This window comes from Rathayibacter sp. AY1A2 (assembly GCF_002930935.1).
Taxonomy (GTDB): Bacteria; Actinomycetota; Actinomycetes; order Actinomycetales; family Microbacteriaceae; genus Rathayibacter.
Genome location: NZ_PSTP01000003.1, coordinates 38,999 through 53,283 on the forward strand (window position 1 = coordinate 38,999; position 14,285 = coordinate 53,283).

A 14,285-nucleotide genomic window follows, 5' to 3' on the forward strand; every position below is an offset into this window, starting at 1 on the left:
CGAGGGCCTATCTGCATGAGACGATCACGATCGGCGGTGAGGACCGCTCTGGCGGTCGCGACCGTCGCCGCCACGGCGCTGCTCGGCGCCACGGTCCCCAGCTCCGCCTTCGGAGCCACCGAGACCCCGCTCCTCCACTACACGTTCGACACCGCCCCCACCGGCACCACGGTCGCCGACACCAGTGGCAACGGCTACAGCGCGACGCTGCGCGGCTCCGGGGCCCAGTTCCGCAACGGGCTCATCAGCCTCCCCGGCGGATCCGCCGCGGCCGCCCCCTACCTCGAGATCCCCACCGCCGGCCTCGTCGGCAAGAAGGACCTGACCTTCTCGACCTGGCTCGCCCACAAGGGCGGGACCGGCAACGTCGCCGCCGCGTTCGTCGGAGCGCCCGTCGCCTCCGGCGCCTCGTTCTCCTCCGGCTACTGGCTGCTCAACCCGAGCAACCTCTCCGGCTACACCAAGTCGGTCGTCACCAACTCGGTCAACGCGGGCGCTCCCTACAACACCGAGGTCGGAGCCGGAGCGACGGGCACCCCGACCGTCGGCGCGCGCACCCCCTCGGGCCTCTCGCTCTACACGACCGTCATCGACGGCTCGACCGGCAAGCTCACCGTGTACGTCAACGGCGCGCAGATCTCGCAGAGCACGATCGCCCGCGACGTCTCCTCGTTCGGCCCGTCGCTCGTCGCGTACATCGCGCGCTCGACCTACAACGACCCGGGCTGGAACGGCGAGATGGACGACTTCGCCGTCTACGACAGCGCCCTCAGCAGCAGCTCCGTGCAGGCGCTCTACTCCTCGCAGGCCCTCGACCGCGCCGTCGCGTCGGTCACGGTGCCCACGGAGGCGACCGCCGGCTTCACGGTGCCCACCACCGCCAGCGGCGTCGGCATCACCTGGACGTCGAACAGCGCGGCCGTGGCCATCACCGGCGGCACCGCGACCGTCACGCGCCCCGCCGCGGGGCAGCCGGACGCCACCGCCACCCTCACCGCCACCTACAGGGTCGGCACCGAGACCCGCTCGGTCGACTACGCGGTGCGCGTCGCCGCGCAGCTGGACGACGCGACGAAGGTCCAGCGCGACCTCGCCGCGATCGCCATCCCGAACGTCGGCGACATCCGGACGAACGTCTCGGTGCCCACCACCGGCACGCTCGGCTCGAGCATCGCCTGGAGCGTCGTCAGCCCGAGCGGAGCGACCGTCCGCGACGGCAGCGCCGCCGGCACCCGCACCATCGACGTCGACCGCCCCGCGACCGGGAGCCCCGCGATCGACGTGGTCGTCCGCGCGACCGCGACCAGCGGATCCACCACCCGGACCCGCGACTTCACCCTCCGGGTGCAGCCGCTCCCCGCCGGCACCGACGACACCGAGGCGTACGTCTGGGCGTTCTTCACCGGAGAGGGCGACGGCGCCGAGCGCATCAGCCTCGCCGCCTCGAAGGGCAACGACGCGCTGAGCTGGAACACGCTGAACGGCGGCAAGCCGGTCTTCACCTCGAACCTGGGGACGATGGGCCTGCGCGACCCGTTCATCATCCGCTCGCACGAGGGCGACAAGTTCTTCATGCTCGCCACCGACCTGAAGATCGACGGGCTCCCCGGCGGCTTCGACACCGCGCAGAAGTCGGGCTCGAAGTACATCGAGGTCTGGGAGTCGACCGACCTGGTGAACTGGTCCGCCCAGCGCCACGTCAAGGTCTCCACCGACTTCGCCGGCAACACCTGGGCCCCCGAGGCGTACTGGGATGACGAGCTCCAGACCTACGTCGTCTTCTGGGCCTCGAACATGTACCCGACCACGAACACGGCCGATCGCGCCTCCGTCACCTACAACCAGATGATGTACGCGACGACCGAGGACTTCACCTCCTTCTCGGAGGCGAAGCCGTGGATCGACGTCAAGCGCGGCGCCGGCAAGGGCACCATCGACTCGACGGTCGCGAAGGACGGCGACACCTACTACCGCTTCACCAAGGACGAGGCGTCGATGACCCTCCGCGAGGAGAAGAGCACCGACCTGCTGGCCACCGTCTCGGGCTCGCTGCCCGGCACCGGCGGACCGGCGGACGAGTGGTCGCTGGTCAAGGAGAAGGTGGCCTCGGGCCTGCCCAACGGCGAGCCTGGCAAGACCTTCACCAGCGGTGAGGGCCCCAACGTCTTCCCCGCCAACGAGGGCGACGTGAACGGCCTCGACTGGTTCCTCTTCATCGACCAGCCGAACTACCACGACGGGCCGAACCACTACATCCCGTTCGGCACCGACGACCTCGCGAACGGCGACTCCTGGCAGCCGCTCGGAGCGAAGCTCCGCACGGGCCTGCCGCAGAACGCCGACGGCGGCAAGCCGCGCCACGGCACGGTCATCCCGGTGACGCGCTCCGAGTACCAGAAGGTGCTCGAGGGCTACGCCCCCGGCCTGGCCGTCGCCTCGGTCGCTCCGCTGACCGCGACGACCACGGTCGGCACCGCGCCGGTCCTGCCCCGCGCCACGATCACGACCGCCGCCGGCACCACCAGCACGGTCGACGTGGCCTGGGACGCCGTCGCGCCCGCCGCCTACGCCACGGCCGGGACCTTCACGGTCTCGGGCGTCGCGCAGGACGCGTCGCGCATGCCGGTGCAGGTCACGGTCACCGTGCAGTCCTCGCTGAAGGTGAGCGCGACCGCCACGTCGCGCTGCGTCGCCGGCAAGGTCGTGCTGACGGTCGTCGGCAAGAACGGCGACACGGTGCCCATGGACGTCTCGATCAGCATCCCCGAGGGCGTGAAGACGATCGCCGGCGTGAAGCCGGGCGCCTCCGGCTCCGCCGCGTTCACGGTGCGCTCGACGCAGCTCGCCGCGGGCGAGGCGACAGTCACCGGCACGGCCACTGTCGGCGGCAAGACCGTCACGGCCACGGCCACCGCGCCGTACAGCGCGCGCAGCTGCGGCTGACGCACGGCACTCCCCGGGAGCCCGTCGCACCTCACCGGTGCGGCGGGCTCCCGTCGTCGTGCGGGGGGGGAGCCGGGAAACCGCCCTGACGCCGAGACGCCGCCGCCTCGGCCGCGCTTCGACGGACGGCGCGGCGCCTCGTCACGCGGGCGGGCCCGGGGCGGCCCGCCCGGCGTCATCCGGCGACGGCTGCCTGCCCGGCTTCGAGCAGGTCGCGGACGCTGCGCGGCTCGCGTCCGAGGAGGCGCCCGAGCTCGGGGCCGGTGCCCGCGAAGAAGCCGCGCTCGGCCGCCCGGTGCATCCCGAGGGTGAAGCGCACGAGGAACTCGGGCTGACCCGCCGCGACGCGCACGGCGACCCACTCGTCATCGCCGAGGACGCGCAGCTCGACGGGCCGCCCGCCGACCTCGGCCGCGATCCCGGCGATCTCCTCGAACGTCGGAGCCTCCGTCGCGGTCAGCGTGACCGGCCCGTCGTGCGGGCTCCCCGAGAGGAGGAGCCGGGCGGCCGCCTCCGACTCGTCCTCGCGGGCCGTCCACGAGACGCGGCCGTCGGAGGGGACCTCGATCACTCCGGTCTCCCGCCACGGTCCGAGGAAGAGGCCCAGGCTGTGCGCGTAGAAGCCGTTGCGGAGCGACGTCCAGGCGAGTCCGGACTCGGCGAGCAGGCGCTCGGTCGCCGCGTGGTCCCGGCCCGGGCCGAAGGGGGTGTCGGCGGCGGCGCCCTGGTGGCTCGTGTAGAGGACCCGTCCGACTCCGGCCGCGACGGCCGCCTCGACGGCGGTGCGGTGCAGGGCGACGGCGTCGGCCCGCGGATCGCTCGAGGAGACGAGGAGCAGCTGATCCGCTCCGTCGAAGGCGGCCGGGAGGGAGGCGGGGTCGGCGTAGTCGCCGACGCGCACCTCCACTCCGCGCTCCGCGAAGCGGGCGGCCTTCGAGGCGTCGCGGGCGACGACGGCGATTCCGGAGGCGGGGACGGAGTCGAGGAGGTGGTCGACGGTGGCGCCGTTCAGAGCGCCGGTGGCACCGGTCACGATGATCATGGGGAGAGCCTTCCGATGAGGGGTATCAGCGATACCACGACGAAGATAACCACGGAACTCCCTTGATAGCAACCGTGCGCTAGCGTCGATACGTGACCAGCTCCACTCCTCCGACCGACACGCGCCTGCGCATCGTCGAGGCGGCCGCCGGCCTCCTCCGCGACGAGGGCCCCGCCGCCGTCACCACGCGAGCGGTCGCCCAGGCGGCCGGGCTGCAGGCCCCGGCGATCTACCGCCTCTTCGGCGACAAGGACGGCCTGCTCGAGGCGGTCGCGGAGCACGTGCTGGCCACCTGGGTCGACTCCAAGGCGCGGACGGTCGAGGCGGCCGTCGCCGGGGGCGTCGACCCGGTCGAGGACCTGCGCGCGGGCTGGGCCGCGCAGGTGGAGTTCGGCCTGGCCAACCCCGCGCTCTTCCGCCTCCTCAGCGATCCGGGCCGCGCCTCCGGATCGCCGGCCGCCCTCTCCGGGCGGCGGGTCCTCGCCGCCCGCGTGCAGCGCGTGGCCGCCGAGGGCCGCCTCCGCGTGCCGGAGGAGCGCGCCGTCGGCCTCATCCAGGCGGCGGGCACCGGCGTGGTCACCACCCTGCTCTCCACCCCCGCCGCCGACCGCGACCCCGGTCTCGCCGACGCCGCGCTCGACAGCGTGCTCGCGGGGGTCCTCGCCGACCCGCCCTCCCCCGGCGACGGCGGGCGGCTCACAGCCCTCGTCGGCGTCCGGGCCCTCGCACCGGAGCTCGCCGGCCTCACGCCCGCAGAGCGCCTGCTGCTCGCGGACTGGCTCGACCGCGCCCTCGCAGCGGCCGCGCAGGAGTGACGGGCGCGCAGGAGTGACGGGCACGCTTCCACCACAGGAGTGACGAGCGCCGTCCCGCCGCGGGAATGACTGCACCTCCGTCCCGCAGAGGCGCGGGCTTCGCGGCTAGGCGCGCCTGCCGTCGGGCGGGAGGATCGACGCCTGGATGAGCGGCACGGGGCAAGGAGGGCATGTTGAAGCTGTGGAGCGCATCGAACGCGTTCCTCTACCTCGGCAGCGTCAAGGAGAACGACTTCCTGCAGAACGTCTCCGAGCTCGTCGGTGACTACGACCGCGAAACGACCTCCGCCAGCTATAACAAGGGCGTCCGCTCGACCTCGACCGCCTTGAAGCGCGAACGGATCCTGACCGTGGACGAGCTCGGAGCGATGCCCCGCGGCCGCGCCGTGATGCTCTCTACTGGCTCCCGCGCCGCACTGCTGCGCACCGTTCCCTGGTACGAGGGCACGAAGGAGAAGGTCGCAGCGATCAAAGCCTCCATCGCCGCCCACGACCCCGCGACCGCGCCGGTACGCGGCGCCGAGCCGGCTCCTGTCGTAGCGACGGCCGCGCAGCCGGTCGTGACCAGCGCCGAGCCGGTCGTTGCGAGCGTCGAGCCGGCTCCGGCGATCGACCTCGCCGCCTCGATGCGGGCTCTGATGGAGAACGAGGACGCGACGCGGACGGAGGCGCAGCGTGACTGACGACGATCCGCTCGCGGGCGGAGACGTGCAAGAGGCTGCGGGCCTCTCAGCCGCCGTCGACGGAGAGGGCGACACCGCGGCCGCATCGATGCTCGGCGCGTTCGACGTCGACGCGATCGCCGCGAGAGAGGTCGCGGACGTCATCACCGGGATCATCGCCGGGATGACGAAGGAAGCCTTGGAACGAGCACTGACGCCCGAGCGGGTCGAGCTGATGCAGGCCCGCGCCGAAGCGGCCGTGCAGCGCTCGTTCGAAGAGGACTCCGCCCCGACCCTCGTCTACGGATCCGCGGACGAGTGGCTGCGGAAGTACTGGCGCTACACGTACCGCCGCCGCGTCTCCGCCAAAGGTCAGGGAACCGGACGCTGGCGCGCCGACTGGTGGACCGTCGATGAGGCCGTGCAACGCATCGAAGCGCTCTGGCGCAGCTGGGAAGCATCCCGCCTCGACGCAGGACTCGGGATCAGCGCCTGGTGGATCAACCACGCCGAACCACACATGGCCGCCCTGCTATCCACAGACGGACCGTTCACGGGAGCGACAGACGAGAACCTGCCGGGCGAACCGTTGCCTTACAGGACCCCGCCCGTCGGAATGTTCGACACCGATATTCAGATCTAGTAGAAGCGGTTCCAGCCCCTCCCCGAAGGGCATCGATCTTGGCAATCTGCTCACTTCCGGGCCGGTTCCGGCGCGGGGTGAGCGGGCGCGGCCTGCGCGACGTATCGGAGGCTCACGGCTACCGGACCAGCCACCTCGACATGCATGCGAAGGTGCTGCTCTCCATACGGATCCGTTCGCGACGTCACCGGCCAGTCCTCGCGCCGGGTCGCTGCGCCGGTGGGGCGTCGGTCAGTGGACGGGGCACGCCGAGCGGTGTGCGCTCGGAGACGTGTTCTCGGGCGCGGACCGGCTCGTCGCTGACGAATGTGCTTGTGCTACGCGCTGCGGCGGGAGATGAGCGAGTGCTCGACGACGATCTCGCTCGGGTGCGCCGGAGGGCCGTTCCGGATGCGCTGAGCGAGGAGGTCGACGGCCGTCTTGGCGATCTGGCGGCTGCCGGGATCGATCGTGGTGAGGGAGGGTATCGCGTAGGCGGCGGCGGTGACGTTGTCGAAGCCGACGACCGCGATGTCCTCCGGTACGCGGATGCCGCGAACGTGCAGTGCGTGCAGTGCCCCGAAGGCCAGGGTGTCGTTGAAGCAGAAGACGGCGTCCAGAGGGACGCGGGAGTCGAGCAGCTGCGTCATCGCGACGGCGCCGTCGGCGTGGTGCCACTCGGTGGCGACCGCGACGAGGGCGGGGTCGAACGGGATCGCGTTCGCCTCGAGAGCACCGCGGTATCCGTCCAAGCGGAGTGCTGCGGCGCTGACGGATCCGCCGGCGGGGTTGCTGCCGATCGCGGCGATGCGCCGGTGTTGGCGGTCGATCAGGTACTGCGTGGCGGTGGCCGCGGCGGCTGTGTTCGCCATGGTCACGTGATCGACCGGGCCGTCGAAGATCCTGTCGCCCAGGAGAACGAGTGGGCGGTCCCCGACGAGTACTTTCTCGTCTCCGGGGCCGAGTGCGTGAGGCTGGAAGATCAGTCCGTCCGACAGCTGGCGGCTGGAGCCGGAGAGGACGGCGATCTCGGCGTCTCGGCGCGCTCCGGTCTGCTGGATGATCACGGTCCAGCCGTGCCGCTCGGCCTCCGACATGATGACCGTCGCGAGCTGGCCGAAGTACTCGATCGCGAGATCCGGGATCGCGAGGGTGATGAGCCCGGTCTGGCCGGTGCGCAGTCCGCGCGCGGAGACGTTGAGTTGGTATCCGAGATCGCGGACTGCCTTGAGGACGAGATCGCGGGTCTCGGGTCTGACGTTGGCGTTGCCGCTGAGCACGTTGGAGACCGTGCGAGCGGTGACGCCTGCAGCAGCGCCGACATCGGCCATGGTCACCGGGCGGGTTCGCGATCGCGGCATCGGCATCATCCCTCCCATGAGCGTTCCCCGATCATCCCAGGTCGACGGTCGGCGAGAGGCGCACGGTCACCCAGGCGATGGCGGGGATCCGGAACGAGAGGACGCCGTCGGACAGCGCAACGGCGAGGAGTCGCGGAGTGACGGTGTCGGGGAGCTCCGCCGAGTTTGTCGCGAACGGGTCCTCGTGTCGGAGGATCAGCGCCTCCGTCACGGTGAGGGCGGGGAACGCGGTGAGGTCGACCGTGGTCTCCGTGACGCCGTCGGTCGCGCGGTTGACGATCATCAGGTCGAGGGAGCCGTCGGCGTGTGCCGCTGCGGCGAAGGCGAGGACGGGAGCGGAGTCCTCGCCCTCTCCCGTGCTGTCCGCCTCGACGACGGTCCGGAGCGCGGTCGCGCCGGCGGAACGCCGTGCCTGGGCGAACGGCCAGAAGGTGCTCTGCCGCCAGGCGGGGCCGTCCGGCTCGGTCATGATCGGACCGATGACGTTCACCAGCTGAGCCATGCTCGCTGCACGGACGATGTCGGCTCTGTTGATCATGCTGATGAGCATGTCGCCCACGACGACGGCGTCCGCTGCCGTGTAGCGGTCCTCGAGGAGTCGGGGCGCCTCCTCCCATTCGAGCCCTCCGGCGACGCGCTCGTCGTGGGCGACGAAGTCCCACACGTTCCACTCGTCGAAGGAGATGGCGATCGGACGCTCTGATCGCGTCTGTGCGCGCACCTGTCCGATCGTGTCGGCGATGGCGGTGATGAAGCGATCCATCGCGACGCCGGAGGCGAGGAACGCGGCCAGGTCGCCGTCGTAGCGGAAGTACTGGTGGCAGGACACGAAGTCGACGTGCTCGATCGTGTGCAGCAGTACCTCCTGCTCCCAGGCTCCGAAGGTGGCCATCCGGTCGTTCGAGCTGCCGCAGACGATCAGTTCGAGGCAGGGGTCGAGTGCGCGCATGGCGGCGGCGGTGCGGGCGGCGAGACGCCCGTACTCGTCGGCGCTCAGGTGGCCGATCTGCCACGGCCCGTCCATCTCGTTGCCGATGCACCAGAGACGGATGCCGTGCGCCTCGTCGGCGCCGTTCGCGCGCCGCTCGTCCGAGAGAGTGGTGCCGCCGGGGTGGTTCGCGTACTCCAGCAGGTGCAGGGCCGAGCGGATTCCGTCGGTCCCGAGGTTCAGCGCCATCATCGGCTCGACGCGTGCCGCCCGGCACCAGCGGACGAACTCGTCGACCCCGAAGCGGTTCGGCTCGACGGTGTGCCAGGCAGGATCGAGCCGGACGGGACGGTCCTCGACCGGACCGATGCCGTCGCGCCAGTCGTACGCCGAGACGAAGTTACCGCCCGGGTAGCGGACGGTCGTGACCCCGAGCTCCTCGACGAGCGCGAGGACGTCGGTGCGGAATCCGTCGGCGTCGGCACTCTCGTGCGAAGGATCGAGCAGGCCGCCGTACACGCCTCGGCCCAGGTGCTCCACGAACGATCCGAAGAGCCGCGGATCGATCGTCCCGACCGTGAAGGCGGGGTGCACGATGCCGTGCGCTCGGTGGACGGGGTGCGAGGTCATGGCCATTCCGTTTCATCGATGAACTGGTGCGCACAGTATGCACGCCTCGACCAGCACACCGCGATCCGAAAGGGATGGTGTCGAATGTTGACGGGGTCGGCCCGGCGGCTCTACTATCGCCGACAGCGGTCCTCGATTTCATCGATGAAATGCCTGCACCAGGTGGCCGAGTCAATGAAGACAGTGAAAGCGAGGCACGTCGTGAGGCGTCACAGCACCCGGATCAGCATCGTCGCAGCGGTCACAGCCGCGACTGCGGCCCTTCTTCTCAGCGGCTGCACGCCGTCGTCCGCGGGAGGCGCCTCGGCCGGGAACGGCGGCGACACCTTGACCGTCTGGCACTACTACTCCGTCGACGGCCAGACCGCCGGACTCGAGGAGCTCGCGTCGGACTTCGAATCGACGCACGAGGGGGTCGCGGTCGAGAACGTCTACGTTCCGTTCGACCAGCTGACGAACAAGCTCGTGCAGGCCGCGGGAACGGGCACCGGCCCCGATGTGGTCGTCTACAACGCCGCCGATACCTTCACCCTCACCGAGGCGAAGGCCATCGAGCCGATGAACGAGTGGTGGGACCAGTACGCCGACGCCGGGCAGTTCCCCGACGCCGTCGTGCAGAAGGTCGGCGACGATGTCATGGGCGTGCAGGGCTTCGTGAACCTGATCGGCCTCTGGTACAACCAGGACATCCTCACCGAGCTGGGTGTCGAGGCTCCCACCACGTTCGAGGAGCTCGAGGCGGATCTCGCCTCGGCCACGGCCGCCGGCAAGGACGGCATCACGCTGACCGGCAAGGCGAACTCCGAGGGCGAGTGGCAGGCGTTCCCGTGGCTCTCGCGTGCCGGGTGGGACTACGCCGCACCCGAGCAGCAGCCTCTGCAGGACGCGTTCGCGATGGTGCAGGACTGGACCGCGAAGGGCTACCTGACCAAGGAGGCGGCGACGTGGGACCAGACGGTCCCTTTCCAGCAGTTCGCCGCGGGGAACACGGCCTTCGCCGTCAACGGCAACTGGCAGATCACCTCGGCCGAGAAGGACGCCGCGTTCGAGTACGGGGTCGTGCCGATCCCCGTCGGTGAGGGCGGCTCGGTCTACCTCGGCGGTGAGGTGCAGAACGTGGGCGCCTTCTCCGAGAACAAGGCGCTCGCGCAGGAGTACCTCGAGCAGGAGTTCTTCTCGAAGCAGGGGCAGCTGACGCTGCTCGACGCCTTCGGCTCGATCCCCGCCCGCGCCGACGCGGCTGCCGACGACAAGGTCGGCAGCGATCCGATCCTTTCCCAGTTCGCGGCGATCCTCCAGGACGACGGCCACACCTCGCCCGACCCGGCGATCCCGTCCGAGAACGTCGCGAAGGTGCTGCAGACCGTCGGTGAGTCCTGGAGCGCGGCGGTCGCCGGCAGCGGGACCCCCGAGCAGCTCTCGAGCGACCTGATGACGACCCTGACGCCGCTGCTCCAGCAGTAGCAGACCCCGACGAGAGAATGGAGCGACCGTGAGCAGCACCTCGACCACGACCCGGAGACGATCCGGCGTCGGCGGCGGCCGACTGGGCTTCGCCGCACCGGGAGGAGTGCTGCTCGCGGCGCTGTCGCTCTACCCCATCTACCTGCTGATGAGGATGAGCGTCAGCGAGGTCAGCTCCGGAACCCTCAACGGGGACTGGCCGTTCGTCGGCGTCCAGAACTTCCTCGCGCTGCTCGAGGGCTCCGACCTCGGCGGCGCCACGCTGCGCACCGGGGCCTTCGTGGTCCTGGTCACGGTCGTCGGGGTCGTCGGAGGACTCGGAGCGGCGATCGCCCTCCGGTCCTCCCGACTGGGCAGTGCCTTCCTCCTCGGGATGATGGTGTTCATCTGGGCCATGCCGCCCGTGGTGAACGGCAGCATCTGGAAGTTCCTCCTCGCCGATCAGGGTCTGGTCAACACGCTCGTGCGGGCGACCGGCCTCTCGGCGGAGGGCGTCCCCTTCCTCTACGACGCGAGGTTCGCGCTGCTCTCGGTCGCGATTGTGAACGCCTGGGCCGTCATCCCCTTCAATGCGCTGGTCTTCCGGTCGGCTCTGCTGGGCATCGACCCCGAGATCCTCGAGGCGGCCTCGGTCGACGGCGCGAGCCGCTGGCAGGAGATCCGGAGCATCCTCATCCCCGCGGCGCGGCCGACCGCCGTCATCCTGGCGATCCTGACCGTCGTCTACGCCTTCCGCAGCTTCGACTTCATCTACGTGATGACCGCCGGCGGCCCCGGAGACGCGACGTCCACGCTGCCCTACCTCAGCTACTCCCAGGCCTTCGTCCAGCACGACTACGGACTTGGTTCCGCGACGGGCATCATCGCCCTCGCTATCGTGGCGGTCCTCGCCGTCGTCTACGTCCGATCGACCAGGAGCGAGTCCTGATGAGCACCCTCACCGCCCCCCTGACCCGCCTGCGAGGCGGCGCTGCGACCCGCGTCGCGCGACCGTCCCGCACCCGGGAGCCGGTCGCCTTCACCGTACGCGTGGTGCTCTACGTCCTGTACGGGCTGCCCCTTGTCTGGATCGTGCTCACCTCCCTCAAGCGCCAGGGCGACGTCGTCGGCGGAGCGATCCTCTCGGCGCCCTCCTTCGACGCCTATGCGGAGGCGCTCGCGAACCCCGCCCTCGCGACGGCGCTCGCCCAGTCGGCGCAGATCGCCCTCGGGACCACTGCACTGGTGCTCGCGCTCGGCGTCCCGTTCGCCTACGCGCTGCGCCGCGTCGACGGCGTCGTCGCCGGTCTCGTCCTCGGGCTGCTGATCTTCCTGCAGATGGTGCCGCAGACGGCGAGCATCATCCCTCTGTTCGCGATCTTCAGCAGGCTCGGTCTTCTGGACACCACCGCCGGTCTCGTCCTCGCCGATACGGCGATGTTGCTGCCGTGGGCCGTGCTGCTGCTGCGACCGTTCTTCGCCGCGGTGCCCGACGCCATCGAAGAGGCCGCCTCCATCGACGGGGCCGGTCGGTTGCGCACCTTCTTCGCCGTCGTCGTCCCGATCGTTCGAAACGGCATGGCGACGGTCGGCTCGCTGATCTTCCTCGTCGCCTGGGGCGAGTTCCTCTTCGCGATCAACCTCTTCCTCTCTCCGGTCAACTACCCGATCAGCGCTCTCATCGCGCAGCAGACGTCGGGGTACGGGATCGACTGGCCCGGGCTGATGGCTCTCGCGGTCATCTCCTCGCTGCCGCTGCTGGCCGTCTACGTGCTGTCGTTCCGGCTGCTGCGTGAGGGCCTCGCCGTCGGCAGCGTCAAGTAGCAGTCGTCCTTCCTCTCGTCCCGCGCCACTCTTGAAAGATCCCGTCATGACCTTCTCCCCAGCCCTGCCCGTTGACCCGGCCGCCGGGACCCTGACACCCCTCGCCATCGACCGGGTCCAGCTGGACCCGGAGGGGTTCTGGGGACGTCGGGTCGCCGTCAACGCGACCGCCACCTTCGAGCACAACCTCGGCTGGCTGGAGCGCGCCGGATGGCTGCGCAATTTCGAGCTCGCCGTCGGGGGCGGACTCGCCGAAGGCCGTCGCGGACGCGAGTTCGCCGACTCCGAGGTCTACAAGACCCTCGAAGGGCTCTGCTGGCACACCGCCGGACGTGAGGACCCGGAGACCGAATCGATCATCCGCGCTCTCACCGCCCGCATCGTCAGTGCGCAGGAGAGCGACGGCTATCTCGGCACCCGCTTCGGCCGGCACGGTCAGGCTGAGCGTTACAGCGACCTCGAGTGGGGCCATGAGCTGTACAACGCCGGACACCTCCTCCAGGCCGCGGTCGCGCGACTGCGCACCCACGGTGAGGACGGGTTCACGCAGGCCGCGCGCCGTCTCGCCGACCACATCTGCTCGGAGTTCGGGGCGGACGGCCGCCAGACGGTCTGCGGACATCCGGAGATCGAGGTCGCGCTCACGGAGTTCGCCCGCGCCACGGGGGAGGAGCGCTACCTCGAGCAAGCCCGCGTGTTCTTGGACCGCCGCGGTCACCAGAGCCTGGAAGACGTCGAGTTCGGTCGCGCCTACTTCCAGGACGACGTCCCGATCCGCGAGGCCAAGGTCCTCCGCGGACACGCGGTGCGCGCCCTCTACCTCACGTCCGCGGTGGTCGACGTCGCCGTGGACACTGATGACGCCGAGCTGCTCGCGATCGTCGAGCGGCAGTGGGAGGCCACAGTCGCACGCCGGACCTACATCACCGGTGGAATGGGCTCGCATCACCAGGACGAGGCGTTCGGCGCCGACTTCGAGCTACCCAATGACCGCGCTTACTGCGAGACCTGCGCCGGCGTGGGCTCGATCATGCTCTCGTGGAGGTTGCTGCTCGCCACCGGCCGCCCGCGCTACGCGGACCTGATCGAACGCACTCTGCACAACATCATCGCCACCGCCGTGTCCGAGGACGGCCGCTCCTTCTTCTACGCGAACACCCTCCACCGGCGCGAGCCGGGCGTCGCGTCCTCCCCGGAGGAGCAGTCCAAGCGCGCGGACTCCAGTCAGCGGGCGGCGTGGTTCGACGTCGCCTGCTGCCCCAACAACCTCGCCCGCACCTTCGCCTCGCTGTCCGGCTACCTCGCCACCACCGATGCGAAGGGTGTGCAGCTGCACCAGTACGCGTCCGCCACGATCTCCGCCGCTCTCCTCCAGGGAGACGTCTCGATGGAGGTCTCCAGCGACCTGCCGGAGCGGGGGCGAGTCGCCGTGACCATCACGCGCACACCCGTCGAGCCGTGGACTCTGACGCTGCGGATCCCGACCTGGGCGACGAACGCGGACGTCGTCGTCGTCTCCGCCGGCGGGGATGCTGCCGAGACGCCGACCGGACCGTTCCACGGCACGCTCCACCTCGAACGGCGTTTCCGCGTCGGCGACCGGATCGAACTCGACCTCCCCTTCGAACCCGTCCTCGTGCAGCCCGACGAGAGGATCGATGCCACCCGCGGCACCGTCGCCGTCCAGCACGGACCGGACATCCTCTGCCTCGAGTCCGTCGACCTCCCCGCCGGCGCCCACGTCGACGACATCGCCCTGGACGCCGGAGCGGTCCCGATCGCACGAGAGGGGCGTGTGACTCTCGCCGGCAGCGTCGCCGAACGCGACGAGCACGAATGGCCCTTCTCCAGAATCCCTCGAACCCCGCACCGACGGCCGTTGACCGTGGCGCTCACCCCGTACCGGTCGTGGGGATCCCGAGGTCCCGTGTCGATGCGCATCTGGCTTCCCGTGAACCACTCCTGATTCCCGGGCGAGCTCCCACCGCCGGGCGGATCCTCGCTCCTCTGCGGCG

At 70.5% G+C, this 14,285-nt stretch carries 11 protein-coding genes; 8 read left to right on the top strand and 3 right to left on the bottom strand.

All coding sequences use genetic code 11. The annotated features are described in order from the left end of the window. Positions 1–36: 36 nt before the first annotated feature. On the top strand, positions 37–2,943 hold the full coding sequence (locus tag C5B93_RS04185) for an immunoglobulin-like domain-containing protein (protein WP_181068324.1): 2,907 nt from the start codon (positions 37–39) through the stop codon (positions 2,941–2,943). Between the two features lie 175 nt (positions 2,944–3,118). Here the strand turns inward: C5B93_RS04185 and C5B93_RS04190 are convergent, their stop codons facing one another. Further along, positions 3,119–3,985, bottom strand: a complete 867-nt coding sequence (locus C5B93_RS04190) for an NAD(P)H-binding protein (protein WP_104291870.1) — start codon at positions 3,983–3,985, stop codon at positions 3,119–3,121. A 92-nt stretch (positions 3,986–4,077) separates the two neighbouring features. Here C5B93_RS04190 and C5B93_RS04195 point away from each other — a divergent pair, with 92 nt between their 5' ends. The 3 genes from C5B93_RS04195 to C5B93_RS17455 all read left to right on the top strand — a co-directional run bounded on the left by C5B93_RS04195 (position 4,078) and on the right by C5B93_RS17455 (position 6,105). Further along, positions 4,078–4,800, top strand: a complete 723-nt coding sequence (locus tag C5B93_RS04195) for a TetR/AcrR family transcriptional regulator (RefSeq protein ID WP_104291871.1) — start codon at positions 4,078–4,080, stop codon at positions 4,798–4,800. 170 nt (positions 4,801–4,970) lie between these two features. Beyond that, positions 4,971–5,483, top strand: a complete 513-nt coding sequence (locus C5B93_RS04200) for a TraM recognition domain-containing protein (protein WP_104260520.1) — start codon at positions 4,971–4,973, stop codon at positions 5,481–5,483. Continuing rightward, positions 5,476–6,105, top strand: a complete 630-nt coding sequence (locus tag C5B93_RS17455) for a DUF4913 domain-containing protein (protein ID WP_219814019.1) — start codon at positions 5,476–5,478, stop codon at positions 6,103–6,105. The genes C5B93_RS04200 and C5B93_RS17455 overlap by 8 nt, the downstream gene beginning before the upstream one ends. A gap of 317 nt (positions 6,106–6,422) precedes the next feature. Here C5B93_RS17455 and C5B93_RS04210 read toward each other — a convergent pair whose 3' ends face one another. Further along, positions 6,423–7,445, bottom strand: coding sequence for a LacI family DNA-binding transcriptional regulator (locus tag C5B93_RS04210; RefSeq protein ID WP_104291969.1), 1,023 nt, complete (start codon positions 7,443–7,445; stop codon positions 6,423–6,425). A 31-nt stretch (positions 7,446–7,476) separates the two neighbouring features. Continuing rightward, positions 7,477–9,003, bottom strand: coding sequence for an alpha-N-arabinofuranosidase (locus C5B93_RS04215; protein WP_104291970.1), 1,527 nt, complete (start codon positions 9,001–9,003; stop codon positions 7,477–7,479). A gap of 201 nt (positions 9,004–9,204) precedes the next feature. Here C5B93_RS04215 and C5B93_RS04220 point away from each other — a divergent pair, with 201 nt between their 5' ends. Genes C5B93_RS04220 through C5B93_RS04235 form a run of 4 tightly spaced genes read left to right on the top strand, consistent with a single transcriptional unit; the run spans position 9,205 to position 14,236 of the window. Beyond that, on the top strand, positions 9,205–10,467 hold the full coding sequence (locus tag C5B93_RS04220; protein ID WP_181027149.1) for an extracellular solute-binding protein: 1,263 nt from the start codon (positions 9,205–9,207) through the stop codon (positions 10,465–10,467). A 28-nt stretch (positions 10,468–10,495) separates the two neighbouring features. Beyond that, positions 10,496–11,395 carry a carbohydrate ABC transporter permease gene (locus tag C5B93_RS04225; protein WP_104269559.1) on the top strand — a complete coding sequence of 300 codons (900 nt, stop codon included), beginning with the start codon at positions 10,496–10,498 and terminating at the stop codon, positions 11,393–11,395. Then, entirely contained in the window at positions 11,395–12,270 is an 876-nt protein-coding gene (locus tag C5B93_RS04230; protein ID WP_104224039.1) for a carbohydrate ABC transporter permease, read from the top strand. The genes C5B93_RS04225 and C5B93_RS04230 overlap by 1 nt, the downstream gene beginning before the upstream one ends. 46 nt (positions 12,271–12,316) lie before the next feature. After that, entirely contained in the window at positions 12,317–14,236 is a 1,920-nt protein-coding gene (locus C5B93_RS04235; protein WP_104291872.1) for a glycoside hydrolase family 127 protein, read from the top strand. Positions 14,237–14,285: the final 49 nt, after the last annotated feature.

Excerpts from the sequence above, each read along its gene's own strand:
- C5B93_RS04200 (WP_104260520.1), top strand. The coding sequence starts at position 4,971 with ATGTTGAAGCTGTGGAGCGCATCGAACGCGTTCCTCTACCTCGGCAGC.
- C5B93_RS04235 (WP_104291872.1), top strand. The coding sequence starts at position 12,317 with ATGACCTTCTCCCCAGCCCTGCCCGTTGACCCGGCCGCCGGGACCCTG.
- C5B93_RS04210 (WP_104291969.1), bottom strand. The coding sequence starts at position 7,445 with ATGCCGCGATCGCGAACCCGCCCGGTGACCATGGCCGATGTCGGCGCT.
- C5B93_RS04215 (WP_104291970.1), bottom strand. The coding sequence starts at position 9,003 with ATGACCTCGCACCCCGTCCACCGAGCGCACGGCATCGTGCACCCCGCC.
- C5B93_RS04230 (WP_104224039.1), top strand. The coding sequence starts at position 11,395 with ATGAGCACCCTCACCGCCCCCCTGACCCGCCTGCGAGGCGGCGCTGCG.
- C5B93_RS04190 (WP_104291870.1), bottom strand. The coding sequence starts at position 3,985 with ATGATCATCGTGACCGGTGCCACCGGCGCTCTGAACGGCGCCACCGTC.